Annotated in this window: 18 protein-coding genes and 1 riboswitch; of the genes, 9 read left to right on the top strand and 9 right to left on the bottom strand. The window is 71.1% G+C overall.

Translation table 11 applies throughout. The annotated features are described in order from the left end of the window. Positions 1 to 1,646 precede the first annotated feature (1,646 nt). Positions 1,647 to 4,109 carry a SpoIIE family protein phosphatase gene (locus ACFQ8C_RS05985; protein ID WP_383452704.1) on the top strand — a complete coding sequence of 821 codons (2,463 nt, stop codon included), beginning with the start codon at positions 1,647 to 1,649 and terminating at the stop codon, positions 4,107 to 4,109. A 91-nt stretch (positions 4,110 to 4,200) separates the two neighbouring features. Here the strand turns inward: ACFQ8C_RS05985 and ACFQ8C_RS05980 are convergent, their stop codons facing one another. The 6 genes from ACFQ8C_RS05980 to ACFQ8C_RS05955 form a co-directional block, all read right to left on the bottom strand. Beyond that, complete coding sequence (locus tag ACFQ8C_RS05980) at positions 4,201 to 4,917, bottom strand: DUF2993 domain-containing protein (RefSeq protein ID WP_383452702.1); 717 nt, start codon at positions 4,915 to 4,917, stop codon at positions 4,201 to 4,203. Between the two features lie 123 nt (positions 4,918 to 5,040). Next, complete coding sequence (locus tag ACFQ8C_RS05975) at positions 5,041 to 6,588, bottom strand: protein kinase (RefSeq protein ID WP_383452700.1); 1,548 nt, start codon at positions 6,586 to 6,588, stop codon at positions 5,041 to 5,043. Between the two features lie 276 nt (positions 6,589 to 6,864). After that, positions 6,865 to 8,424 (bottom strand): MFS transporter, encoded by a 1,560-nt coding sequence (locus tag ACFQ8C_RS05970; protein ID WP_383452698.1) that lies wholly within the window; start codon positions 8,422 to 8,424, stop codon positions 6,865 to 6,867. Positions 8,425 to 8,436: 12 nt separating this feature from the next. Further along, positions 8,437 to 9,486 (bottom strand): amidohydrolase family protein, encoded by a 1,050-nt coding sequence (locus ACFQ8C_RS05965; protein ID WP_383452696.1) that lies wholly within the window; start codon positions 9,484 to 9,486, stop codon positions 8,437 to 8,439. A 232-nt stretch (positions 9,487 to 9,718) separates the two neighbouring features. Further along, positions 9,719 to 10,510: a 2-keto-4-pentenoate hydratase gene (locus ACFQ8C_RS05960; protein WP_383452694.1), complete on the bottom strand. Its 792-nt coding sequence runs from the start codon at positions 10,508 to 10,510 to the stop codon at positions 9,719 to 9,721. Next, the gene (locus ACFQ8C_RS05955) at positions 10,507 to 11,139 is read right to left on the bottom strand and encodes a TetR/AcrR family transcriptional regulator (RefSeq protein WP_383452692.1); all 633 of its coding nucleotides are present in this window, start codon (positions 11,137 to 11,139) and stop codon (positions 10,507 to 10,509) included. The genes ACFQ8C_RS05960 and ACFQ8C_RS05955 overlap by 4 nt, the downstream gene beginning before the upstream one ends. Before the next feature lie 137 nt (positions 11,140 to 11,276). Between ACFQ8C_RS05955 and ACFQ8C_RS05950 the strand changes: the two genes are divergently transcribed. The 5 genes from ACFQ8C_RS05950 to ACFQ8C_RS05930 all read left to right on the top strand — a co-directional run bounded on the left by ACFQ8C_RS05950 (position 11,277) and on the right by ACFQ8C_RS05930 (position 17,140). Continuing rightward, positions 11,277 to 12,878, top strand: coding sequence for a bifunctional 3-(3-hydroxy-phenyl)propionate/3-hydroxycinnamic acid hydroxylase (locus ACFQ8C_RS05950; protein WP_383452690.1), 1,602 nt, complete (start codon positions 11,277 to 11,279; stop codon positions 12,876 to 12,878). An 8-nt stretch (positions 12,879 to 12,886) separates the two neighbouring features. After that, positions 12,887 to 13,750, top strand: a complete 864-nt coding sequence (locus ACFQ8C_RS05945) for an alpha/beta fold hydrolase (RefSeq protein WP_383452688.1) — start codon at positions 12,887 to 12,889, stop codon at positions 13,748 to 13,750. Then, positions 13,747 to 14,754 carry a VOC family protein gene (locus ACFQ8C_RS05940; protein WP_383452686.1) on the top strand — a complete coding sequence of 336 codons (1,008 nt, stop codon included), beginning with the start codon at positions 13,747 to 13,749 and terminating at the stop codon, positions 14,752 to 14,754. Before ACFQ8C_RS05945 ends, ACFQ8C_RS05940 begins: the two co-directional genes overlap by 4 nt. Positions 14,755 to 15,170: 416 nt before the next feature. After that, positions 15,171 to 15,503 (top strand): DUF485 domain-containing protein, encoded by a 333-nt coding sequence (locus ACFQ8C_RS05935; RefSeq protein WP_383452684.1) that lies wholly within the window; start codon positions 15,171 to 15,173, stop codon positions 15,501 to 15,503. Beyond that, positions 15,500 to 17,140, top strand: a complete 1,641-nt coding sequence (locus ACFQ8C_RS05930; RefSeq protein WP_383452682.1) for a cation acetate symporter — start codon at positions 15,500 to 15,502, stop codon at positions 17,138 to 17,140. Before ACFQ8C_RS05935 ends, ACFQ8C_RS05930 begins: the two co-directional genes overlap by 4 nt. Before the next feature lie 92 nt (positions 17,141 to 17,232). Here ACFQ8C_RS05930 and ACFQ8C_RS05925 read toward each other — a convergent pair whose 3' ends face one another. After that, entirely contained in the window at positions 17,233 to 18,360 is a 1,128-nt protein-coding gene (locus ACFQ8C_RS05925; protein ID WP_383452680.1) for an amidohydrolase family protein, read from the bottom strand. Between the two features lie 293 nt (positions 18,361 to 18,653). Next, positions 18,654 to 19,400, bottom strand: coding sequence for an IclR family transcriptional regulator (locus tag ACFQ8C_RS05920; RefSeq protein ID WP_383452738.1), 747 nt, complete (start codon positions 19,398 to 19,400; stop codon positions 18,654 to 18,656). Between the two features lie 136 nt (positions 19,401 to 19,536). Between ACFQ8C_RS05920 and mhpD the strand changes: the two genes are divergently transcribed. The 3 genes from mhpD to dmpG are packed head-to-tail and all read left to right on the top strand — an operon-like array spanning position 19,537 to position 22,372. Further along, the gene (gene mhpD, locus ACFQ8C_RS05915; protein ID WP_383452677.1) at positions 19,537 to 20,397 is read left to right on the top strand and encodes a 2-keto-4-pentenoate hydratase; all 861 of its coding nucleotides are present in this window, start codon (positions 19,537 to 19,539) and stop codon (positions 20,395 to 20,397) included. Continuing rightward, a complete protein-coding gene (locus ACFQ8C_RS05910) occupies positions 20,394 to 21,344 on the top strand; it encodes an acetaldehyde dehydrogenase (acetylating) (RefSeq protein WP_383452675.1) in 951 nt (316 codons plus the stop codon). The genes mhpD and ACFQ8C_RS05910 overlap by 4 nt, the downstream gene beginning before the upstream one ends. After that, positions 21,341 to 22,372 carry a 4-hydroxy-2-oxovalerate aldolase gene (gene dmpG, locus ACFQ8C_RS05905; RefSeq protein ID WP_383452673.1) on the top strand — a complete coding sequence of 344 codons (1,032 nt, stop codon included), beginning with the start codon at positions 21,341 to 21,343 and terminating at the stop codon, positions 22,370 to 22,372. Before ACFQ8C_RS05910 ends, dmpG begins: the two co-directional genes overlap by 4 nt. Positions 22,373 to 22,624: 252 nt before the next feature. Then, positions 22,625 to 22,775, bottom strand: a riboswitch (cobalamin riboswitch). Between the two features lie 142 nt (positions 22,776 to 22,917). Here dmpG and ACFQ8C_RS05900 read toward each other — a convergent pair. Next, positions 22,918 to 24,441, bottom strand: coding sequence for an aldehyde dehydrogenase family protein (locus tag ACFQ8C_RS05900; RefSeq protein ID WP_383452671.1), 1,524 nt, complete (start codon positions 24,439 to 24,441; stop codon positions 22,918 to 22,920). Positions 24,442 to 24,535: the final 94 nt, after the last annotated feature.

The following is a 24,535-nucleotide window of genomic DNA, read 5'->3' as shown; positions in this document are numbered from 1 at the left end:
CCTGTTCCGATGTCGTGTTCCGCCATGTGGTCCCGTCTTTCTGAGGACCTCGGCCGCGCCGAGACCCGACGACGATGCAGCGCGGCTCCGCGCGTCCCGTTCGTCGGATGGCGGCCACCGCCAGGCCAGCGTCAGCCGCCGTCAGGACGTCCACCACCGGGGAGCGCCAGTCGGAGCAGTCCGTCCCGGCCAGGTCAGGGCCTGACGCGGCTCAGGAGCGGGAGCAGGCGATTCCCGTGGCGCTTCGGTCCGGAGGCGCTGAAGGCGTCGGTGCCGGACAGGGCGAAACCGTGGACGGCGCCGGGGCGGATCCCGGAGGCGCGGCCGACACCCGCGGCATCCAGGTCCCGGCCGCGCGAGGCGGGCCGGGCCCTGGAAGAGGTGCCCGAAGCGGAACCCGACGGGCATCCCCGCGCGGACCACGCGGCGATGCGGCCGGCGGAGGTCGTTCACCTCCGGCTTGGGCGGTGCCATCGCCCCGGACCGGGTGGGGCATGCCCAACTCCCGGACGGCGTACGGGAACAGGCCAACCGCCTCATCGAGCAGTCCGTGGAGGAGTGGGACCGCGGCGGCCGGGACCAGGCGCCTGTGCGGTGAGTCCGGAGTCCAGCGTCCGGCGTCCGGAGTCCGTTCCGCGACTGGTCCGGAAGTGCCGACCAGGCGTGGGATGCCGGCGGGACGAACGGGGAGCTTCGGCGTGAGGGCGACTCCTCCTCGCACGGGGCGAGCGAGAGGCGCCTGACGGGCGGAAGCCCGGGTCAGGCGCCTCTTCTTGTGCCCCTAGAAGAAGCCGAGCTCCTTCGGCGAGTAGCTCACCAGCAGATTCTTGGTCTGCTGGTGGTACAGGAGTTGCGAGGTGCTGGCCTGCGGAGATGTTGCCACTGACGCTCCCAGGCAGTGACGTGGTCCGGGAATGGTCCGGATCTTTGGGTGTGCTCGAAGATCCTTGGCGTCGTCGCGGAGCCGACGAGGCATCAGGCACCTCGAGAGGGCGACGCAGGTTGGGAGGAAGCCGACCAGCTCAGGGAGCCCTCCATTGCCCGTGACGTATCCGGACTCCAGTCGACGACTTGCGCGCTGCGCCCGGAGCGGGCGGAAGCGCACCGCTTCGAGCCGTAGGCTCTGCCGAATGGCCGCGTCTCGCCGAGGAGCATGACGTGGGGTGCGCCTGCGCTCACATGGGGTCACGTGGGCTGTCCGTGAGGCGCACGAGGTCGCGGGAGCACGCGCGACGCCGTAACGGCCGCTCCTGTCGCGGCGGCGGCCCCGTCGGATGCGGTGGGAGAAGAATCCGAGGGGGTTCGGTGCTCCACGGCACGTGGACCGCGCGCCGAAGGCGCGGTGCTGGATGACTCGGCCGGCGCGGCGACGGCTGGTCCTTCGGCCGACGTGACGGAAAGGCGGCCGCTGGCCGGCGCCCCCACGCTGCTGAACGTGGTTGTTCGTTCTGAGCCGACCTTCCGGCCTGGTCGCACCGCCGGTGCGATCCAAGGGGACCGCTCCCGCCCGGCCGTCGCTGACAGCGCGCCGGAGGCGAGTGTCGCAGCCCTCTCGTGGACCTCGGCCCACTGGGCGTGCAAGACGTGCTGAATGTCCGCTTCTCTTATGATGGCCAGAGGGTGAGGCCAGAAGTGGACTGATGCCGATGAGCGGACCCGTGAATGCCGAGGGGGCCAGTGCGGGAGAGGAAGGCCCGCCGCCGGATCCCTGTCCCGCCACCGCCTGGGTGGACCGGGTGGGCACCGTCCAGCTGTGGAGCGCGGAGGCGGAAGCCCTCCTTGGATACCCGGCGAAGGAAGTCTGCGGCACGCCGGCGGTGGAGCTGCTGACCACCCGCGGGGACCGCGAAGCGGCGCTGGCCGGGCGCGACCGACCTGAGGTCGGCCAGAGCTGGGACGGCATTCTCGGCCTGCGGCACCGCGACGGGCACGAGGTGAGGGTCGCGCTGCGCGTGCGCCCGCTCACGGACCGGGAAGGCCGGGCGGGATGGTCGGTCTCCGCAGGAGACGCTCGGCGGATCGAGCGGGAGGACGTCGACCGGGCGATGATGCGGGCCCTGTTCCAGCAGTATCCCGCCCCCATCGCCATCATGGACGACGAGTTGCGGTACCGGTTGCTGAACGGAGCGGCGGAGCGAGCCCTCAGCCACCCCGGGAACCGGCTCATCGGCCGGCACGTCGGCGCGGACACCTCCCACGTCGACTCCGGAACGATCGACCGGGTTCTGCGGCAGGTGCGAGAGACCGGTGAGCCCGTCCTCGGCCTTCCGGTGCGCGGAAGTCCCTCGTCCGGTCCGGACCGCGACCGGATGTGGTCGCTGTCCACGTTCCGGCTGACCGACCCGACCGACCGTCCCCTCGGCACGTGCCAGACGTACGTCGACATCACGGACGGGTACCGGGCCGAGCGGCGCCTGGAACTGCTGACCAAGGCCGGAGCGGGCATCGGTGCCAGACTGGACGTGACACGCACCGCCCAGGAGCTGGCGGACGTCCTCGTGCCGGCCCTCGGCGACGTCGCCTGGGTAGCCCTGTCCGAGGCCGTGCTCGAGGGGGACGAGCCCCCGAAGATGCTCGGCCCGGGGCAGTGGAATCTGCGCCGGATCGGCGTGGCCCCGCCGGGTGACGACTGGCCCACCGGTCTCCCTGCCGTGGGCGCGGTTCCGCCCGCGCTGCCGAACCACCCGCTTCTACGGAGAATCGGACAGGGCGAGACCGTCCTGCTGCCTGACCGGGACAGCGTGATCGCCGCAGCCGAGGGGCACTCGGAGCTGGCTCCTCTGTTCGTCCCCGAGCACGGCCACTCGGCGATCGCGGCTCCGTTGTTCGCCCGTGGCCTCGTCCTCGGCACCGTGGTCGTCTGGCGCACCCGCCGACCCGGCCCCTTCGGCCAGGAGGACGCCGACCTGCTGACGGAGATAGCCTCCCGGGCCGCACTCGGCGTGGACAACGCCCGCCGTTACACGCGCGAGCACCGGGCGGCCGTCGCTCTGCAGCAGCGCCTGCTCCCCGCGGCCACCACCGACACCCCCGCGGCGGAGACCGTGGGGTTCTACGTGCCGGCGGGAGGCGGAGCGGAGATCGGCGGCGACTGGTACGACGTCATAGCCCTCCCGTCCTTCCGCGTCGCCCTCGTCGCGGGTGACGTCACGGGACATGGTCTCCCCGCCACCGCCACCATGGGCCGACTGCGCACGGCCGTCGACACTCTGGCCGACCTGGAACTCGACCCGGACGAACTCCTCACCCACCTCGACGACCTCGTCCACCAACTCCAGGCCGAGGCACCCCATCAAGGGGACACCGTCGGCGCCAGCTGCCTGTACGCCGTCTACGACCCCATCACCTGCCAGTGCACCCTGGCCAGCGCCGGACACCCACCGCCCGTCGTGATCCGACCCGACGGCACCGTCGAATCCGTCGAGATCTCGCCCGGACCGCTGCTCGGTGTGGGCGGGCTGCCGTTCGAGGCGACCACGTTCGGCCTCGAGCCCGGCAGCATCGTCGCGGTGTACACCAAGGGCGTCATCTACCGCGACGACCACGATCCCGACGCCGGTCTGCGACGGCTGACCGACCGTCTCGCGCGGTTCGCCGGCCCCGGCCGTGGCCTGGACGGCGCGGGACACGAGCTTCTCCGCAGCCTGGGCGACGTTCCGGCCCGCGACGACATGGCCCTGCTCCTGGCACGCACGCGTGCCATCGACCCGGGGAACACCGCGACCTGGGAATTCCCCGCAGACGCCTCCGTCGTCGCCGCCGCGCGCAAGGCGGCGGCCGGGCAGTTGACCGCGTGGGGACTGGAGGAGGTGTCCTTCACCACCGAGCTGGTCGTCAGCGAACTCGTCACCAACGCCGTCCGGTACGCGGGCGGTCCCATCGGCCTGCGCCTCATCAGGGAGAACGTGCTGGTCTGCGAGGTCAACGACCCCAGCAACACCCAGCCGCGGCTGCGCCGGGCCCGTTGGTCCGACGAAGGGGGCCGAGGCCTGTTCCTCATCGCCCAACTCACCACCCGCTGGGGCAGCCGCTACACCCGGAGCGGAAAGACCATCTGGACCGAGCAGCCCCTCGCCGCCGATCTCGGCCTGCTCGACTTGCCGCCTTGATCACGGACGGTACGCCGGCCTCCGCGCGGCCGGCTGGTCCGCTTTCCTGGACTGCCTGCGAGGTCTCCGTCACAGCGGCCGGGGCCGGGTTCTAGGCGATGCGGGGCTGCAGCCCGACATCATGCCCGGTCATGAGGGCGACGATGCCCTGGTCGGTGACGGCCACGGACCGGAGCGCGAGCCCTTCGGGCAGGTTGTCGAGCGGGGCCTGACGCTCCAAGGCCTTCTCCAGCAGGGTGCGTGCGGCAGGAGGCACGTTCTCGGAGAGCCGGACGTCGTCGACTCCGATGGCTCTCGAGCCGGCGACGCCGAGGTGCGCGGAGGCCGAGACCTGTCCAAGCAGCGGGACCTGAGTGGTCGCCACCACCTGGTCGTTGCCGTTGCCTCGGTTGATGTCGACCCCGTAGAAGGTCGAGAGGTCTTCGTACGTGATGGTCGCCGTGACCTCGGCCTCGTCGGCCCGCTCCCGTCCGCCCTGCTCTTGGCGTATTCCGCGCAGATGGATGGCGAGATCCTGAATGGTCAGGACGCGGCCGTTCAGGGCGGCTGGAACCTGTGCGGCGTCGATGTCCGCCTCGGTGATCACCTTTCGAGCCAGCTGAAGTGACACGGGAAAGCCGTTCACATGCACCTGGGGAGCGGAGTCGAGGCCGATGTCGCGCCGAACCGAGTCGGCGATGCGGTCCTGCGCGTACTGCGTGGCCACCACCTCGCCGCCAGCGGCGGCGAGCAGCGCCAGGGCCGCCGCGATCGATACGTTCCGGCGACGCGTGCGCCGCATTGCCCGGCCGTTCTCTGGTCCGTTCATGTTCTCTCCTTCTGGAGACCTCGCGGCCTTGCGCCGCGCGTCTACGCGAGCCGTCACTGAATCTGATCGCCCATCAGGCGAGTGCCGCGGGACCTGACGGTTGGTCGCGGCGGCGTCGGCCTGTCAGCGGTGGATCGGCGGTCGGCGGATCACCGGGCCGGTGCCGGCGGTCGTAGGCGACGCCGAGGCGCTGGGGCTGCTGCTGCTTGCGGCGCTGGCGCTGCTGCTTGCCGATCCGCTCGTTGGAGTGGCACTAGTGGGTGCCTCCGTATCGGTCCGGGTGGCGAGGAGGACGGTGTCGCCGCGGTTCAACTGCGTACCGGCAGACGGGATGGTTGCGATCACGGTGCTGGTGCTGACGCCACTGGAGCGCGGAGTGAGTGCGATGTTCAGGCCCAGCTCGGCCAGGTCTGCTCTGGCTTGTGCGAGGGTCTTCCCGACCAGGTTTCCGGGGACGGCGACCGTCGGAGTCATGGGCTCCGTCGACGCGTGAGGGCTCGATGCGTGAGGGTTCATCGGGCCGGCGCCGCTGCTGGGACGGGTGGTGCCTTCCAGGCCACCGGCGGAGGGCTCTGGCTCAGGCGACGGGCTTACGGAGGAGGAAGGCGAGGACTGTGTGCCGGGACCGGTGGCGTGCGTCGCGTCCGGAGCCGCAGCGATGACAGCAGTGACGACTGCGCCTGCGCCGAGGAGGGCCAACGCCGCGAGTGCCGTCCGTTGGGGACCGCGGGACCCCCTGGAGGGTCTGAGCGCCGTTGTCGCCCCTTCCTCCGGGAAGGTCGGCACTCCCGCGAGCGTAGTGTCCTGAGAAGGCACGAAGTCGTGACTTCCGGGGGCGAGCAATGCGGCACGCATGGCCGCCGCGTCGGCGAACCGGTCGTCGGGGCTCTTGGCCATGGCACGGGCAAGAGCCGCCTGGACGTGCCGGGGCAGTTCCACCCCGAGGTCCCGCGGGGCCGGCGGGTCCGCGTACATGTGCTGGTAGGCGATGGCGATCGGGCTGTCCCCGGTGAAGGGCCGGCGGCCGGTGAGGAGCTCGTAGAGCATGCAGGCGGTCGAGTAGAGGTCGGAGCGGGCGTCGACGGGCCGGCCCTGGGCCTGCTCGGGGGACATGTACGCGGTGGTGCCGACCGAGATGCCCGTGCCGGTCACGCTCTTGTCGTGCCCATCGGAGATGTGGGCGATCCCGAAGTCCATGACCTTGACCAGTCCGTCGGCGGTGATCATGACGTTGGCCGGCTTGATGTCCCGGTGGACCAGCCCGGCCGCGTGGGCGCAGGCGAGTGCTTCCAGCGTTCCCGCGACCCAGGCGACCGCTTCCTGCGTCGAGGGCGGGGCCGACCTCAGCCGTTCGGCGGCGGTGTGTCCGGTGATGTGCTCCATGACCAGGAACGGACGCGGGGGCGCTGTCGGAAGCCAGCCCGCGTCGTAGACGGCCGCGACGCATGGATGGTTGAGGGAGGCGGCCGCGCGGACCTCGCGCTGGAAGCGGCTCTGGGCGACGTCGTCGAGGGCGAGCTGTGTGTGCATCAGCTTCACGGCGACCGCGCGGTGCAGGACCAGGTCGTCGGCCGACCAGACCTCGCCCATGCCGCCGCGGCCGATCATCTCGCGCAGCGCGTACCGGTCGCCGATCAGGCCGGCCCACGCGTCGTAGAGGGGGTACTGCATGACGGGTACCTGCGGTCCTTCGAGTGGTCGGGCTGACGGGGAGGGTCGCGGTCGGGTTCCCGGCAGGCATGGACTGCCAGAAGCCGCGTGGGGCCGCCTCCCACTCGGCAACGGGAGGGGCCGCACGGGTCCACCGACTCTCGTGCGGTGCCTTGGACAGTGCCATCGGGGTGAACGAGAGCGGCTGAGGTGCGCCCTTGCCGCAGCCTGCGGCGCCGTTCGGCGCCGAAGGCCCTGTGCGACCAGAGGTCCGCGGGACATCTGGTCGCCGGCAGTTCAGTCCGACGTCGGTGGTGTCTTCGGCGCGCGGAACAGGCACCCGACGGCTGCGGCGAGAACGATGACGCCGACGGCGACGAGCGAGGCGGACAGGCCGTCCATGAAGGCGGACTTGACGCCGTCCGCCAGGGCCGCGCCCCGGGCACCGAGCTGGTCGGCGACGTGCAGGCCCGCCGCGGCGGAGTCGCGTGCGGCCTCGGCGGCTTCGGCGGGGAGCTGGTCGAGGGAGTCGGGCAGGTTCGAGCGGTAGTGGCTGCCGTAGATCGAGCCCATGAGGGCGATGCCGACGGCCGAGCCGACCTCGCGGGTGGTGTCGTTCATCGCGGAGGCGACTCCCTGCTGGCCGCGGCCGAGCGAGCCGGTGATGGCAGAGGTGCCCACGGCCCCGGACAGGCCGATGCCGAAGCCCGCCAGGACGAGTCCGCCGAGGAACGGCAGGTAACCGGAGCCGACGTCGAGCCGGGAGATGACGAACAGGCCGGCGCTCAGCAGGAGCAGCCCGACGGTCATGGTGGCCTTCATCCCGGCCCGTCGCACCAGGTGAGGGGTGGCCTGGGAGGTGGGCAGGACGACGACCGCGACGGGTACGAGGGCCGCGGCGGCCTTGAGCGGGCTGTAGCCGAGGATGAGCTGCAGGTACTGCAGGCCGACGAAGAAGAACCCGAAGACGGCCATGAACTGTACGAGGACGACGATCGCGCCGGCCCGGAAGCCGCGGATGCCGAACAGGGCGGGATCGAGCAGGGGGTGCTCACGCCGCAGGCCGAGCCAGGCGTACGCGGTGAAGGCCAGGACCGTGACCACGAGGGCGGCGATCACGACGGGCTCCGTCCAGCCCCGCTCGTTGCCTTCGATGATGGCGAAGACGAGGGTGCCGATGCCGACAGCGGTGCAGACGGCCCCGGGAACGTCGGGTGGGGAGGGGTGCTCGTCCTTGGTGTCGGGCGACAGGAGGAGGGCGGCGACGGCGGCCACGAGGGCGGTCGCGGCGCTGGCGATGAAGATCGACCGCCAGGAGAACCACTCCAGCAGGGCCCCTGCGGCGAGCATGCCGATGATGGCTCCGGCGGCCGCGAATCCTGACCAGGTGGCAACGCCCTTGACGCGCTGCTCGGGAGGGAAGGCGGCGGTGATCGTGGACAGGGTGCCCGGCATGATCATCGCGGCGCCCAGGCCCATGACGACTCGCCAGACGATGAGCGTGGTGGTGGAGTCGGCGAAGGAGGCGGCCAGGGAGGCGATGCCGAAGACGACGGTGCCCGCGACGAGGACGTTGCGGCGCCCGATGCGGTCGCCGATGGCGCCGAGCGGCAGGACGAGAGCGGCCAGGGCGACGGTGTAGCCGTCGGCGATCCAGGTCAGTGAGGCGTTGGTGGCCGACAGGTCGATGGCGAGGTCGGGCAGGGCGAGGTTGAGCGCGGAGACGGAGGCGACGACGAGGACCAGGGACAGGCACATGGCGAAGAGGACGCCGTTGTGGCCGGCCCGGCCGGTCGCGACGGCGTCCTGCCGGTCTTCGGGCTGGTTGTCGGAGGTGCGGTGGGGGCTGGTGGACATGAGGAACTCGTCTCAGTCGGTGCCGGGCTGGAGCAGTTTGAAGACCAGGCGCGCGGCGGTGCGCTGCGCCGCGTGGCGCAGGCGCACCGGGGCCGACAGGGCCGGGGGCGGCGTCGGGGGAGTGGCGGCCAGGCGGGGGAAGAGCGCTTCGGCGTTGGTGCGGTTGACGGCCGTGAGCGTGGCCGCGTCGACGTTGCCGTCGAGGCCGCCCGCGAAGTACTGCCCGGCGGGAGTGGGGGCGAAGGGCCAGTCGCTGCCGAAGAGGACGTGGCCGGGGCGGGCGAAGGCGAGCAGGGTGGGCAGGGCGGCAGGGCTGGAGGACAGGGCGGTGTCGAAGTAGAAGGAGCGGAAGTCGTCCAGTACGTCGAGCGGGCTGCGCGCGGTGTCGTTGGCGATGGTGAGAGCCATGCGGTGTGAGGAGTACGGCACGAAGCCGCCGGCGTGGCTGAGGATGAACCGGATGTTCGGGTAGCGGCGCGGGATGCCGTTGCGGACCAGGAGATAGGTGGCGCGGGTGGTGTCCAGAAGGAAGTCGGCGGCGAAGGCGGGAATGCCGTCGACCGGGGGAGCGGGCAGCTCGGCCGGGTGTATGAAGACCACCGCGCCGCGGTCGTCCAGCATCCGCCACAGCGCGTCCTGGCCGTCCACGCCGAGGTAGGTGCCCCGGCTGTTGGCGAGCAGGGTCACGCCGTCGGCGCGCAGCTCGTCCAGTGCGCGCGCGGCCTCGGTGGCCGAGGCGTCGGCGTCGGGCATGGGCAGGGTGGCGAAGAAGCCGAAGCGGCCGGGGTGGTCGGAGACCAGGGCCGCGGAGTGGTCGTTGAGGCGTCGGGCCAGGTCGGCGGCCTCGGCGGGTTCGGTGAGGAAGCCGGTGCCGGGAGTGGAGACGGAGAGGATCGACGTGGTGGTGCCGAGCAGGTCCATCAGGTGCAGGGCGGACTGGGGGTTCCAGGCGGGCAGGGCGCGGCCGCCGGCGTCGGCGATGCCGGCCTCGGCGAGTTCGTCGCGGTAGAAGTCGGGCACCACATGCTGGTGGACGTCGATGCGCTGTGCCGAAGGGGACATGAAGCGGCCTTTCATGCGTTCTACGGGTTATGGCGGGGAGTTCTTCCGGCCGGTGACCGTGCACTGCCGACCCGGACGGCGCGCTGGGCATCGGTGTCCGGGGAGGCGAAGGAGCCCGGTTCGGCGGTGGCGCCAGGGCCTTGGGGCGACCGGAAGGAGAGATCGGGGGGAGAGCGGATGTTCAGAGAGTCGCCGGTGTGGTTCGCGACGTCTCAGAGTGGGCGGGCCGTCGTCAGATGAAGGACACCGACACGGAGCCGAGGGCTCCGAAACGTGCCTCTGCCTTCTGGCCGGCGCCGATGAAGGGGGCTGTGGTGATGGCGCCGGGCAGGATCACGTGCCCGGGGTCCAGCCCTTTGCCGTAGGCGGTGAGAGCGTTGGCCAGCCAGGCGACTGCGGCGGCCGGGTGGCCCATGACCTCATGGCTGCTGCCGGTTGCCACGCGGCTTCCGTCGACGAGCAGGTCCACGTTCACCGCCGCGAGGTCGGGTGCGTACGCCATCGGCGTCCAGGAGCCGCAGACGAGTCCCGCGGAGCTGGCGTTGTCCGCGACGGTGTCGGCCAGGGTGATCCGCCAGTCGCGGATGCGGCTGTCGACGATCTCCAGTGCGGGCGCGACCGCATCGGTCGCGGCCAGTACGTCACTGAGGGTTATGCCGGGGCCGTGCAGCGGCCGGGCGAGGCGGAAGCAGATCTCGGGTTCGACGCGTGGGGCACAGTATCGGGCGGCGCGTACCGTCCCGCCGTCGCGGTGGACCATGTCGTCCAGCAGATGCCCGAAGTCCGGCTCGTGCACGCCGAGCAGTTTCCGCATCGAGGCCGAGGTGAGACCGACCTTGTGGCCGATCACCGTCGAGCCGGTGGCCAGGCGGTGGGAGATGTTGTCCTGCTGGACGGCGTAGGCGTCGGCGAGATCGAGAGCGGGCCACGTCGTGGTGAGCGGTTCGACCGGTGCCGTGCGGCGTTCGGCCTCGCGGAGAAGTCGGGCGGCCTCCACGCGTCGCCGGGTGGCCGCCGGCCTCATGTCCTGCTCCTGGCCGCCATGCGCGTCGCCGCCTCGTAGACCAGCTGGGCGTGCAGTTCGAACATCGCCACGAGGTCGACGTCGTCACCGTTGATCTCCCGCTGGACGAAGAGCCCGTCGGCGCCCGCGACGGCGTAGGTCGTCAGGGCGTGCACGGAGTCCTCGTCGAGGTCCGGGACGAGTGCCTGGGCCATTTCGGCGATCTTCGCGCGCGCGATGTCGCGGACCTGGAGGAACACCGTCCGGCCGCGGGGTTCGGCGGGACGCCGTTCGAGCGCGAGCATCAGGCCGAGACGGAGGAAGTCGGGGGCGTCGATCAGCGACTTGCCCACGTGTCCCGCCATGGCGGTGACCCGTTCCAGCGGGGTCCCCGTCTCTTCGCTCGGAAGCTCCACGGCGGCGAGCCACGTTTCGAAGCTGCGCTCGATGACCGCGGCGATCAAGTCGTCCTTGTCCTTGAAATGCCAGTAGATCGAGCTGGCGGGCAGTCCGCATTTGGCGCTGACGGCCGCGATCGACGTGCCTTCGTATCCCCGCTCGCCCGCGATCTCCACGGCGGCGTCGAGGATGCGTTGCCGCGACTCCACTCCGTTCGCGCGCTTCTTGCGGGTCGTCTGCGGCTTCGTCATGGCAGGTGCCCCTCTGGTGTGCGCTTCTCGCCGGCTGCTTGACCCTATCCGGCAATGAGCCTACCGTAGCACTCGTTCCAATTGGAGTGAACGCTACGGTAAGAATCCTGCAACATGATCGACAGTGAGGTGGCCTGATGAGCGAGACCGCGGCCGGGGCGGATGCCGAGGACAGTGCCTACGACGTGGCGGTGATCGGTTACGGGCCCACGGGCGTGACCGCGGCGAACCTGCTGGGTGCGATGGGGCTGCGCGTCGTCGTCCTGGAACGGGACGCCGAGATCTTCACGCGCGCCCGAGCCATCTCCACCGACGAGGAGGTCGTCCGCATCTGGCAGCGGATCGGCCTGGCCGAGCGCCTCAAGCGGGACATGCTGACGGAGCGGCCGGTGGACTTCGTCGACGCCGACGGCCGTACGTTCCTCAGCGCCTCCCCCACCTCACGCGGCCACGGCCACCCACCGCAGATGTTCATCTACCAGCCGGTGCTCGAACAGGTCCTGCGTGACGGTGTCGACCGCTACCCGAACGTGAAGATCCTGCTGCGCCACGAGTGCCTGCGCCTGCGCCAGGACGCCGACGGGGTGGAGCTGACCGTGGTCGGCACGGCCGACGACTCGGTCCACCGGCTGCGCGCCTCCTACGTGATCGCGGCCGACGGCGGCTCCAGCCTCACCCGCGCGCAGCTCAACATCGGGTACGAGGGGCGGACGTACGAGGACCGCTGGATCGTCATCGACACCAAGATGCTCAAGCCCTGGCCCGACCACGACAAGCTGCGCTTCCACTGCGACCCGGCCCGCCCGGCCGTCGACTGTCCGACCCCACTGGACCACCACCGCTACGAGTTCCCCCTCCTGCCCGGAGACGACGAGAAGCAGCTGGTCACCGAAGACGCCGTGTACCGGTTGATCTCCCGGTACGGGATCGGCCGCGACAGCATCAAGGTCCTGCGCGCCACCGTCTACAGCCACCACGTCCGGTTCGCCTCGCGCTTCCGCGTCGGCCGGGTGTTCCTCGCCGGCGACGCCGCGCACGCCATGCCGCCGTGGATCGGCCAGGGCATGGCCGCCGGCGTGCGGGACGTGGCCAACCTCTGCTGGAAGCTGAACTCCGTCCTCCACGGTGAACTGCCCGAAAGCGTCCTCGACAGCTACGAGACCGAACGCAAACCGCACGTCAGGGAGGTCACCAAGCGAGCGGTGTTCGTCGGCCGCATGATCACCGAAAGACGGCGCCCGGTCGCCCGCGTCCGCAACGGCGCCCTGCGGGCCCTGGACCGCATACCCGGCTTCGGCGACTGGCTGCAGGACTCGAACTGGATCCCCGTGGCCCACTACGACGCCGGCCTGCAGGCCGGCCCGCGCACCAAGGCGACCGGGCACCAGATTCCGCAGCCCTGGGTGACCGGTCCCGACGGCGAACGCGTACGGCTGGACGACGCGCTCGGCGGCCGCTGGCTACTGCTGTCTCTCGGCCGGCCCACCTCGCAGCCCGCGTGGGAGCGCCTCGGCGTCGAGTCGCTGGCAGTTCTGCCGGTGGGCTCGCGCCCGGCCGACGGCGCGGTCGTCGACAGCGACGGCGTCCTGCTCCCCTGGCTGACCGAGCACGGTGTCACCACAGTGGCCCTGCGCCCCGACGCCTACGTCTACGCCGCCGCCCCCGCCGGTGACCGGCTTCCGCCGCCTCCGGCCGGATTCGCCCCCGCGTCACGGCCGGCCACGACCACCGCTCAGTGAGGACCACCATGACCACACCCACCGAAGTCCCCGCGATGCAGGAGCACCTGCTCGACGTCGACGGCAAGAAGATCTTCGTCGCCGAGACGGGTCGGGGCGCCCCCGTCCTGCTGCTGCACGGCGGCGGCCCCGGAGCTTCCGGCGTCTCCAACTACAGCCGCAACATCGCGGAACTGTCCCAGGAGTTCCGGGTCATCGTGCCCGACCTCCCCGGCTACGGCCGCAGCAGCAAGGGCATCGACCTCGCCGACCCCTTCGGCGCCCTGGCCACCGGCATCCGCGGCGTGCTCGACCAGCTCGGTCTGAAGAAGGCCCACTTCGTCGGCAATTCCTACGGCGGTGCCTGCGCCCTGCGTCTCGCCCTCGACACCCCCCAGCGGGTCGACCGCATGGTGCTCATGGGCCCCGGCGGCATCGGCACCACCCGCGCGCTGCCCACGCCTGGCCTGAACAGCCTGCTGGACTACTACACGGGGGACGGGCCCTCGCGGCCGAAGCTGGAGAAGTTCATCCGCGACTACCTGGTCTTCAACGCCGCCCACGTGCCCGACTCCGTCATCGACGCGCGCTACCGGGACAGCATCGACCCCGAGGTCGTCGCCGCCCCGCCGCTCAGGCGCCCGAAGTCGCTCGGCGCGCTGTGGAAGATGGACTTCACCCGCGACAAGCGCCTGAACCGGCTGGCTGTGCCCACCCTGGTGCTGTGGGGCGCCGCGGACAAGGTCAACCGGCCGTCGGGTGGCCGGATGCTGGCCGAGCGCATGCCCAACTGTGACCTGTACGAGGTCGCCAACACGGGGCACTGGGTGCAGTGGGAGCGTGCCGAGCTGTTCAACCGGCTCTGCGCCGACTTCCTGGCGGACCGCCGATGAACACCACGCCCTCGGTCTTCGGCTCCGTCCACCTCGGCTACGTCGTCGTCGAGTCCGACCGCTTCGCCGACTGGCGCCGGTTCGGCACCGACGCCATCGGCATGCACCACGACGACATCTCCCGTGACGTGATGCGCTTCCGCCTCGACGACCACGAGTGCCGCTTCCTGATCCGGCGCGGCCCCGCCGAGGACGTGGTCGCGATCGGCTGGCACATCGACGACCACGCCTCCTTCGAGGAGATCGAGGCCCGCGTCCGCGCCCACGGCGTTCCCGTCGTGCGGGGCTCCGACGAGGAGGCGGCCCTGCGCGGCGTGGAACGCCTCCTGCGTTTCCCCGGCCCCAAGGGCATCGCGCAGGAGATCTACACCACTCCGCTCATCTCGTCCGAGCCGCTGCGGATGCTCGCCTCCGGCTGGGTCACCGGCGACTCCGGCATGGGACATGTCGCGATCACCTCCGCCAAGCCCACCCTGATGCGCGGCTACTACCACACGGTCTTCGACGCCCGCCTGACCGACTACATCGACGAGACGATCAGCGGCGTCAAGCTCAAGATCCGTTTCCTGCGCGTCAACGAACGCCACCACTCCATCGCGATCGCCGCCCTCCGCGGCCTGCCGATCGACCCGATCCGCACCCGCGTCCAGCACCTCAACATCCAGGCCGACAGCCTGGACGACCTGGCGCAGAGCTACGAGCGCGTACACGAACTCGGCTTCGACATGGCCCTGTCGGTGGGCCAGCACACCAACGACAGGGAACTCTCCTACTACGCCCGCACTCCCTCGGGCTTCGAGTGGGAGGTCGGCTGGAACCCCGTCGTCATCGACGAGAGCACCTGGGAGCCCTCCACCCACCAGGGCATCAGCATCTGGGGCCACAGGCCCGTCGGCCAGACGATCGTCGACAAGCTCGACCAGTTCCGGCTCGGCGCCCGTTCCCTCGTCCGGCCGGAGAGGACCGTCCCCGCCCTCAGCGGCGACGGCATCCCCGACGACTGACCCGGTACGGTCACTCCGCCGCCCGGCGGGGTGACCGCACTCGCTCGATCCCGGGCAGCGCGGCGGAACACCGCCGCCGGCCCTCTCGCCCGGTCGCGCATCCCTCGCACTGGGGTTTCCACGGGCACCTGGCCTCACGGCCCGATCACGGGCGAACTCCTGCGGGTCCGGCGATCCCGGACGTCTGCGGTTCCTCGTGCCTGCCCGTCGCCGTCCCGCACTGCTCGGTCCGTCCGGCACACCGCCCGTCGCGCTTCCCGTCACGGGACGCCGGGAACCGTGATGCCGGGCCCCGGTGAGTGACCACCCACCTCGCGAGAGGACCCCGACCCATGTCCGTTCCGCCTCCCAGGCCCGACAGCGGGCCCCCACCATACGACCGGCCCCATGAGGCTGCCGCCAGCGCCCCGCAGGAAGTGCCTCGCGCGCTTTCCGAAGCGCGTCGGCGGTTCCTGGCGGTCAATGGCGCCGCCTTCCTGGTCTCCGTAGCGCTGTCCGGCACACTCGGCGAACTGTTCGCCACCCGCCTGGCGAGCAGGATGCCTCTGGGCATCGTGTTCGGTGCTCTGCAGCTGGCCGTTCTGCTGCTGTCCTCATGGTGGTACGACCGCACGCTCAGCCGCCACGCCGATCCGCTCGTCGACCTGATGCGACATCGTGCCGAGCTCGTGCACCCGTCGCTGCCCCAGCCGGGTCCGGCAGGGGCCATGTCCCGAGGGCCGTACTCGCCGCAGGGGAGGCGGAGATGACCGAGCCGTCGCTCGCCGCGGCGTTCACGTCGGTCTCGGGCGGTTCCGACGACCGGACGATGGTGCTGATCGGCTTCCTGGCGTTCATCGTCCTGTCCCTTTTGTTGTGCGTTCTGGCCGGCCCCGAGGACGACACCGCGGCCGACTTCTACACCGGCAACCGGTCACTGACGCCGGTGCAGAACGCGCTGGCGCTCACCGGGGACTACATATCGGCCGCCACGCTCCTGGGCGTGTCCGGCCTGGTGGCCGTGGTCGGATACGACGGCATCTCCCTGGCGGTCAGCAGCTGCCTGGCCGTCGGGGTGTTCCTGCTCCTCGCCGGTCCGCTGCGCAATGCCGGCCGCTACACCCTGGGCGACGTCTTCGCGCTGCGTTCGCCGGGGTCGTCGTCCCGTATCGCCGCAGCCACGGCCACCTTGGCCGTCTGCCTGCCTTTTCTCGTCCTCCAACTGGCCGGAGCCGGCAGCGCCACGGCGCTGCTGCTGGGACTGACCAGTCTGGGGGCCGAACAAGCGTGCACCGTCTTCGTCGGAGCGCTGATGATCTGCTACGCGGTGCTCGGCGGCATGAGAGGGACGAGCCTCGTCCAGATCGTCAAGGTGGCCGTGGTGTTCACCACCATGGTGCTCCTCGCCCTTCTGGTCCTGCGGCACCACGGCTTCGACCCGGGCGCCCTGCTGACCGCGGCCGAGCGGGGGAGCGGGCTTCACGACCGCTACTTCGAACCCGGTCACGCCCTGGGGGACAGTGCGGTCGGCCGCCTCGACTTCCTGAGCCTGCAACTGTCCGTGGTCCTGGGCGGCGCGTGCATGCCGCACGTCCTGATGAGGATCAACTCGGCCGCCGACGGCGCCGCCGCCCGCCGAGCGACCCGCTACGCCATCGCCATCATGGCCGTCTTCTTCCTCTGCGTCGTCATCGCGGGACTCGGTGCCGCCGGCATCGTGGGAGGCCAGAAGATCCGTGCCGTCGACAGCAGCGGCCAGACGGCCCTTTTCCTCCTGGCCGGGGAGCTGGGAGGCGGTACCTCGGGACTTGCGGGCAGCGTGCTGTACACCGCTGTCGCGTGCTCCGTCTTCGTCACCGTACTGGCGGTGGTCGCCGGCATCGCCCTGAGCGCCGCGGCCGCCCTGGCGCACGACCTGCACGCGCACGTGGCACGCGGGGCGCGCATGTCCGAGCGTCGGGAATTCCGATCGGCCAGATGGGCCGTGGGAGCCGTGGGCGGGATCGGCATCTTCCTGGCGGCGATGGCCCAGGGGCGGGACCTTCAGTCCCTGACCTATCTGGCACTCGCTCTGGCCGCCTCCACGGTCCTGCCCGCCTGTCTGTACGGACTGTTCTGGAGCCGGTACAACCGGACCGGGCTGCTGTGGACCGTGTACGGCGGTATCGTCTGCACGACCGCCCTGTACGTCTGCTCCCTCTCCTTCTCGGGCGCGCCCACCTCGCTGCTGTCGGGACACGACTTCCACCTCATCGGGATGCAGTCGACCGCCGTGATGGCCATTCCCGCGGGTTTCCTGCTCGGGTGGGTGGGCAGCGCCGTAGGACGGCGCGGACGGCCGGTGGAAGAAGCCGGGGCGGACCTCCGCTGGCGCGAACGGGTTCTCGTCGGAGTGCGAGAGCAATGACGTGTGCCGCGGCCCGGTAGTGAGGCCGGGCCGCGGCACACTCCGCGCACCCACTTACGGCAACAGGACGGGCTCACCGTTGCCGGGCCGGCTCAGGCCGGCTTGGCCCCGATCCTGGCGGCCAGTGCGGGGAACTGGGCCAGCGCGTTGGAGCGCTCGACAGCCAGTCGCTCAGCAGGCGAGAAGGTCTCGTCCAGCTGTGGGGCGGGGTCTCCTGCCGCGAGGAACAGAGCGCTGGTGAACGGCCAGTCGGTGGCGAAGAGAACGCGCTCCGTTCCGGCCAGCTCGCGCACGGATTTCATCGCCTGGGGTGCTGGGGACAGGGCGGTGTCGTAGAAGATCTCGCGGAAGTGCGGGCTGCTGTCGTCCAAGCCGGCGGCCCCCACCTGCTGCGCGATCGCCGGGGTCAGGGTCAGCAGGCTGGTGCGGTAGGAGATGTAGGGCAGGGTGCCGCCGGCGTGCGCGGCCAGCCACCGGATGCGCGGGTACCGCTGGTAGACGCCCTTGTAGAGCATGTTGACCAGTGCGCGGGTGGTGTCGAACGTGAACTCGTACAAGAACGGCGGCAATCCGAGGTCCGGATAGCTTTGCGGGGTCGAGGGGTGGACGAACACCATGGCGCCCAGGTCGTCGAGCGCCTTCATCAGCGGGGCGAACACGGGATCGCCCAGGTACTTTCCGCCGTAGCTGCTGAAGATGCCCACGCCGTCCATCTTCAGGTCTCGTACGGCTCGTCGAACCTCGGTGACGGCGTGGGAGACGTCCTGCTCGTCGACGGTGCCGCCCAGGGGCAGGACGGCGAATCCGCCGAAGCGGCCCTTCAGGTGCGCGGACGTCGTGTGGACCAGGTCCCGGCTCGTGTAGGTGTTCAGGCGCTGTGCCATCGCCACCCGGTCCGCCGCGGAGGACAGGTAGGTGACGCCCGGCTCGGAGACGGAGACCACCTGGGTCTGGATGCCGTAGCGGTTCATGAAGTTCACCGCGAGGTCCGGGCTCCACGGGGGGACCGGCACGCCTCCGATCTCGGTGATGCCGTGCGCCGCCAGGTCCCGGCGGTAGAAGTCCGGAATCAGATGACAGTGCACGTCGATGCGGTCTCTGCCGCGGCGTACCGGAGCGCCGGAGGAGGCGCTGCCGGTCGCGGTCGCCGGCCAAGCGCCGAGGGCCGTCGCGGTGGCTCCCAGGGGCAACGCCGCCTTGAGCAGTCCGCGCCGTCTCATGCCGCGTGGTTCGGCTTGTCCTGGAGCAGCCATGAAAACACCTCACCGAAGGGGGGAATGGGGGGAAGGTGCGTCCGCTGGAGGATCCACGCGGACACCGGGCAGCCACGGGTGGCCGACGCGACAGCGGGAGCCGCACCGGCTTCTTGTAGTGTTCACTACAGCGGCTGGAATGACCGCTACGGTAAGAGGGGCGGGGGTGGGCGTCAAGAATCGCGGCAGTGGTGATTCGAGGACGCGCGGGCGGCCTTCCGGGCCGGCCTGTCGCCCCGGACCGGTCGCCCGGTGCCGACTCAGGAAGAGGTGCCGCCCGCCGAACCGCCAACCGAGCGCAGCACGCGGGACAGGCCCAGAGCGGCTGTCCGTACGGCGGGCGCCAGCTGGGCGGGGTGGAACCGGCCACGCGGCACGGCGACGGACAGGGCGGCCACCGCCGTCGCCCCGTCGAAGACGGGCGAGGCGATGCAGTTGACGCCGAGGGCGGCCTCCTGCTCCTCGTATGCGAGACCGGAGACCTGGATCTGCTCCAGGGCGGTACGCAGCCGTGCCGGATCGGTGACCGAGTGCGGGGTGAGACGGGGCAGGGGCCCGGCCAGCACCTCGTCCGCCAGCTCGGAGCCGGAGAAGGCCAGCAGCGCCTTGCCGACGCCCGTGCAGGTCAGGGGGAGACGTCCCCCGATGCGTGAGGGCAGCGTCAGGGTCTGGTGGCCGTGGATCCGCTCGACGTAGACCACATCGTGCCCTTCTCGAATGCCGAGGTGCACGGTCTCGTGGGTTGCCTCGAAGAGGTCCTGGAGGTAGGGCAGCGCGGCCTCTCGCAGGTCGAGCCGGCGTGGCACCAGTGAGCCCAGCTCGAAGAGCTTGCCGCCGAGCCGGTAGGTCTCTCCGGTGCGTTCGAGCAGACCGAGGCGCACCAGGTCGGCGCAGAGGCGGAACGCGGTCGTCTTGGTCAGTCCCGTACGGGCGGTGATTTCCGTGAGACGGAACGTACCGCCGTCCGGACGGAAGCAGTCGAGGACGGCAGCCGCCTTGTCGAGCATGTTCCCCTGCGCGCTGTTCCGTGTCATGGAACGTATTTTGCCGCCGTGTGAACCGTACGCCTATACCTGTGGTGGATCGACGGACGGCCCCGCCGCCTCTCCGACACCCCGCCACTCTCCGCCTGGAGGTACCCGTATGTCCGCACCGCCGCACTCGTCCCCGCCGGTGGCGACCGTGAGCCCTCTCGAGCCCACCGACGCCGTGAACCGGGCGGCCGCCGTCCTGGAGGAGGCCACCCGCACCGGCGTCCCGTGCGCCCCGGTGCGCTCGCTCCTGCCCGAAGCGGACGTCGAAGCCGCGTACGCCGTACAGCGTCTGCACGTGGAACGCGGGATCACCGCCGGGCGGCGGCTGGTGGGCCGCAAGATCGGCCTGACCTCGCCAGCAGTGCAGCTCCAGCTCGGCGTGGACCGGCCGGACTTCGGTGCGCTGTTCGCCGACATGGCGGTGCCCGAGGGACGCCCGATCGCCCCCGGCCGACTCCTCCAGCCGAAGGTCGAGGCCGAGGTCGCCCTGGTCCTCGGCACGGACCTGCCGCATCGTGACCCGACCCTCGCCGACCTGCTGCGCGCCACGGCGTTCGCGCTGCCCGCGCTGGAGATCGTCGACAGCCGCATCGCCGACTGGGACATCACCATCGTCGACACCGTCGCCGACAACGCTTCCTGCGGCCTGTACGTCCTGGGCGGCACCCCCGTCCCCCTGGACCGCGTCGACCTGCGGGCCGTGACGATGACCCTCGCCAAGAACGGCGAGACGGTCTCCGAGGGCACCGGAGCCGACTGCCTGGGCAGCCCCCTCACCGCCGCCCTCTGGCTCGCCTCCACCCTCGCCGGGCTCGGCGACCCGCTGCGGGCCGGCGACATCGTCCTGACCGGCGCGCTCGGCCCGATGGCCGTCGCCGCCGAGGGAGACGAGTTCACCGCGCACATCGAAGGGCTCGGCACGGTCACGGCCACGTTCGCGTCCGCCGCCACGGAAGGGGCCGCAGCATGAGCACGAAGGTCGCCGTCATCGGGTCGGGCAACATCGGCACCGACCTGATGATCAAAATCCTGCGGCTCTCCGACTCCCTGGAGATCGCCGCCATGGTCGGGATCGATCCCGACTCCGACGGCCTCGCCCGCGCCCGCCGGCTGAAGGTCGCCACCACCCACGAGGGCGTCGACGGCCTGGTGAGGCTCGACGAGTTCGCGGACGTCGAGATCGTCTTCGACGCCACTTCGGCCGGTGCGCACCGCCACCACGACGAGGTACTGCGCGCGCTGGGACGCAGGGTCGTGGACCTGACGCCCGCCGCGCTCGGCCCGTACGTCGTCCCGCCGGTCAACGGCGACGACCACCTCGACGCACCGAACGTCAACATGGTCACCTGCGGCGGCCAGGCCACCATCCCGATCGTGGCCGCCGTCGGGGCCGTGACGCCCGTCCACTACGGCGAGATCGTCGCCTCGATCTCCTCCCGTTCGGCCGGCCCCGGCACCCGGGCCAACATCGACGAGTTCACCGAGACGACCTCGTCGGCCATCGAGAAGGTGGGCGGCGCCGCCCGGGGCAAGGCGATCATCGTCCTGAACCCGGCCGAACCCCCGCTGATCATGCGCGACACCGTGTACTGCCTGGTCGGCGAGTGCGACGACGCCGCGGTGACCGCTTCCGTGGAGGAGATGGTCGCCCGGGTCCAGGCGTACGTGCCCGGATACCGCCTCAAGCAGAAGGTCCAGTTCGAGCGCGTCGCCGCCGACGACCCCCTGCGCTCGCTGCTGCCCGCCGGCACGCGGTCCACGGGCGCCGCGAAGGTCTCGGTCTTCCTGGAGGTCGAGGGCGCCGCCCACTACCTGCCCGCCTACGCCGGGAACCTCGACATCATGACCTCGGCCGCCCTGCGCACCGCCGAGCGCATGGCCGCCGCACAGCCCTTCACGGAGGTGGTCCCCCGATGACCGCGAACCAGCCGCCCGCCCTGTACGTACAGGACGTGACCCTGCGGGACGGCATGCATGCCGTACGCCACCGCTACACCGTCGACCAGGCCCGCACCATCGCCGCCGCGCTGGACGCCGCCGGGGTCGGCGCGATCGAGATCGCCCACGGCGACGGCCTGTCCGGCTCCAGTATCACCTACGGCGTCGGCGCGCACACCGACTGGGAGTGGATCGAAGCGGTCTGCGACGGCGTTCGCCACGCGGTGCCCACCACGCTGCTCCTGCCCGGCATCGGCACCCTGCACGACCTGCGGCAGGCCCACGCCCTCGGCATCCGCTCGGTCCGCGTCGCCACCCACTGCACCGAGGCGGACATCTCCGCCCAGCACATCGCGGCCGCCCGCGACCTGGGCATGGACGTGGCCGGGTTCCTGATGATGTCCCACATGGCCGAACCCGCCGAACTGGCCCGCCAGGCCAAGCTGATGGAGTCCTACGGAGCCGAGTGCGTCTACGTCACCGACTCCGGCGGCCGCCTGACCATGGACGGCGTCCGCGATCGCGTCCGCGCCTACCGCGACGTCCTCGCACCCGACACCGGAATCGGCATTCACGCCCACCACAACCTCGGCCTGGGCGTCGCCAACTCCGTCGTCGCCGTGGAGAACGGCGTCACCCGCGTCGACGCCTCCCTCGCCGGCCAGGGCGCCGGAGCCGGAAACTGCCCGCTGGAGGCGTTCATCGCGGTCGCCGACCTGATGGGCTGGGAACACGGCTGCGACCTGTTCCCCCTGATGGACGCCGCCGACGACGTCGTACGCCCCCTGCAGGACCGCGAAGTCCGCGTCGACCGCGAGACCCTCACCCTCGGCTACGCGGGCGTGTACTCCAGCTTCCTGCGCCACGCCGAGGCCGCCGCCGGACGGTATGGCCTCGACACCCGCGCGATCCTCGTCGAGGTCGGCCGACGCAAGATGGTCGGCGGCCAGGAAGACATGATCACGGACATCGCCCTCGACCTCGCGGCGGCCGGCTCCGCCGGCTGACCGGGAGCGGCCGGCCGATGCCCCGTGGGGCCGTTCGGTGGAAACGGCGTCACCGACGCCAGGGGCGGATTCGGCAGGGGGTGGGTAAAACCCGGTCGACGTACTCGCTGCCGGGGGACACATCAGGGCCGGCGGAACGCGCGGACCATGGCACGGGAGAACTCCGTGCACGCCGCTCGCCGTGTACGCCGACCCGCCCACGAGGTCACCGGAACGTCCGCGCGCGGAATCGTCCGCGTGCGGGCAACGGGCAGGTCTTCGGGCTCGTGGGCACGCCCTCCTCGTGGAGGACACCTACTGGCCGTCGCTTCTCAGGACCGTTCTCCGGACCCAGTGCGTATGACGGCGGTCGTTCCCGCTCACCGCTGCGGGGCAGTCCCGGATTCCCACCGGGTTCCCTCTTGCGACGCATCCCGCCCGGCGGACGGAGCGAACCAGCCGCAGCCGCCACCCTACGGCTCGCCGCCGGCGGGGCGGGCCCCGCCGCACCACCGGCGGGAGGCGCCTGCCGGGCCTGAACCCGGGGCAGGCGTCTCTCTGTGTTCCTAGAAGAACCCAAGCTTCTTGGGACTGTAACTCTGCAGGATGTTCTTGGTCTGCTGGTAGTGCTCCAGCATCATCTTGTGGGTCTCTCGGCCGATGCCCGACTGCTTGTAGCCGCCGAAGGCGGCGTGGGCCGGGTAGGCGTGGTAGCAGTTGGTCCAGACGCGGCCCGCCTGGATGGCGCGGCCGGCGCGGTAGGCGGTGTTCGTGTCGCGGGTCCAGACGCCGGCGCCGAGGCCGTACAGGGTGTCGTTCGCCGTGCGGATCGCGTCGTCGAAGTCCGTGAAGGACGTCACCGCCACCACCGGGCCGAAGATCTCCTCCTGGAAGATCCGCATGCGGTTGTCGCCCTCGAAGATCGTCGGCTGGATGTAGTAGCCGCCCTCCAGATCCCCGCCATGGCCCACCTGCTGACCGCCCGTCAGGATCTTCGCGCCCTCCTGCTGACCGATCTCCAGGTAGGAGAGGATCTTCTTCAGCTGCTCCGCCGACGCCTGCGCGCCGATCATCGTCGCCGGGTCCAGCGGGTGGCCCGCCACGATCGCCTCGGTGCGGGCGACCGCCGCCTCCATGAACTCGCCGTAGCAGCCCCGCTGCACCAGCGCCCTCGACGGACACGTACAGACCTCGCCCTGGTTGAGGGCGAACATCGTGAAGCCCTCCAGCGCCTTGTCGCGGAAGTCGTCGTCCGCCGCCCACACGTCGTCGAAGAAGAGGTTCGGCGACTTGCCGCCCAGCTCCAGCGTGACCGGCTTCAGGTTCGCGGAGGCGTACTCCATGATCAGGCGGCCAGTCGCCGTCTCGCCGGTGAAGGCGATCTTCGCCACCCGGGGCGAGGAGGCGAGCGGCTTCCCGGCCTCCTCGCCGAAGCCGTTCACGATGTTCAGCACGCCCGGCGGCAGCAGGTCCGCGACCAGGCTCAGCCAGTAGTGCACCGACGCCGGCGTCTGCTCCGCCGGCTTCAGCACCACCGCGTTGCCCGCCGCCAGCGCCGGCGCCAGCTTCCACACCGCCATCAGGATGGGGAAGTTCCACGGGATGATCTGCGCCACGACCCCCAACGGCTCGTGGAAGTGGTACGCCACCGTGTCCTCGTCGATCTCGCTGAGCGCCCCCTCCTGAGCCCGCAGCGCCCCCGCGAAGTAGCGGAAGTGGTCGATGGCGAGGGGGATGTCGGAGGCGAGGGTCTCCCGGACCGGCTTGCCGTTGTCCCAGGTCTCCGCGACCGCGAGCGCCTCCAGGTTCGCCTCCATCCGGTCGGCGATCCGCAGCAGCACCGCCGACCGGTCGGCCGCCGGGGTGCGCCCCCACGCCGGGGCGGCCGCGTGCGCCGCGTCCAGGGCGCGCTCCACGTCCTCGGCGGTGCCGCGGGCGACCTCGGTGAACGGCTTGCCGTCGACCGGACTCGGGTTCTCGAAGTACCGGCCGCCGGCCGGGGCGACGTACTCGCCACCGATCCAGTGGTCGTAGCGCGGCTGGTACGCCATGAGGGCGCCCTCGGTACCGGGTGCGGCGTAGCGGGTCATCGGCAGACCTCCCTGCGGGTCGGACGGATCCCGGCCGCCGGGGCCCACCGGGCGGCGGGCGTGCGCGAGCGGCCGGACTCGACGAGGGCGCCCG

Source organism: Streptomyces sp. NPDC056503, from assembly GCF_042794995.1.
Taxonomy (GTDB): domain Bacteria; phylum Actinomycetota; class Actinomycetes; order Streptomycetales; family Streptomycetaceae; genus Streptomyces.
Note: the sequence above shows the minus strand (reverse complement) of the source record. Positions and strands in the feature narration are given on the sequence as shown.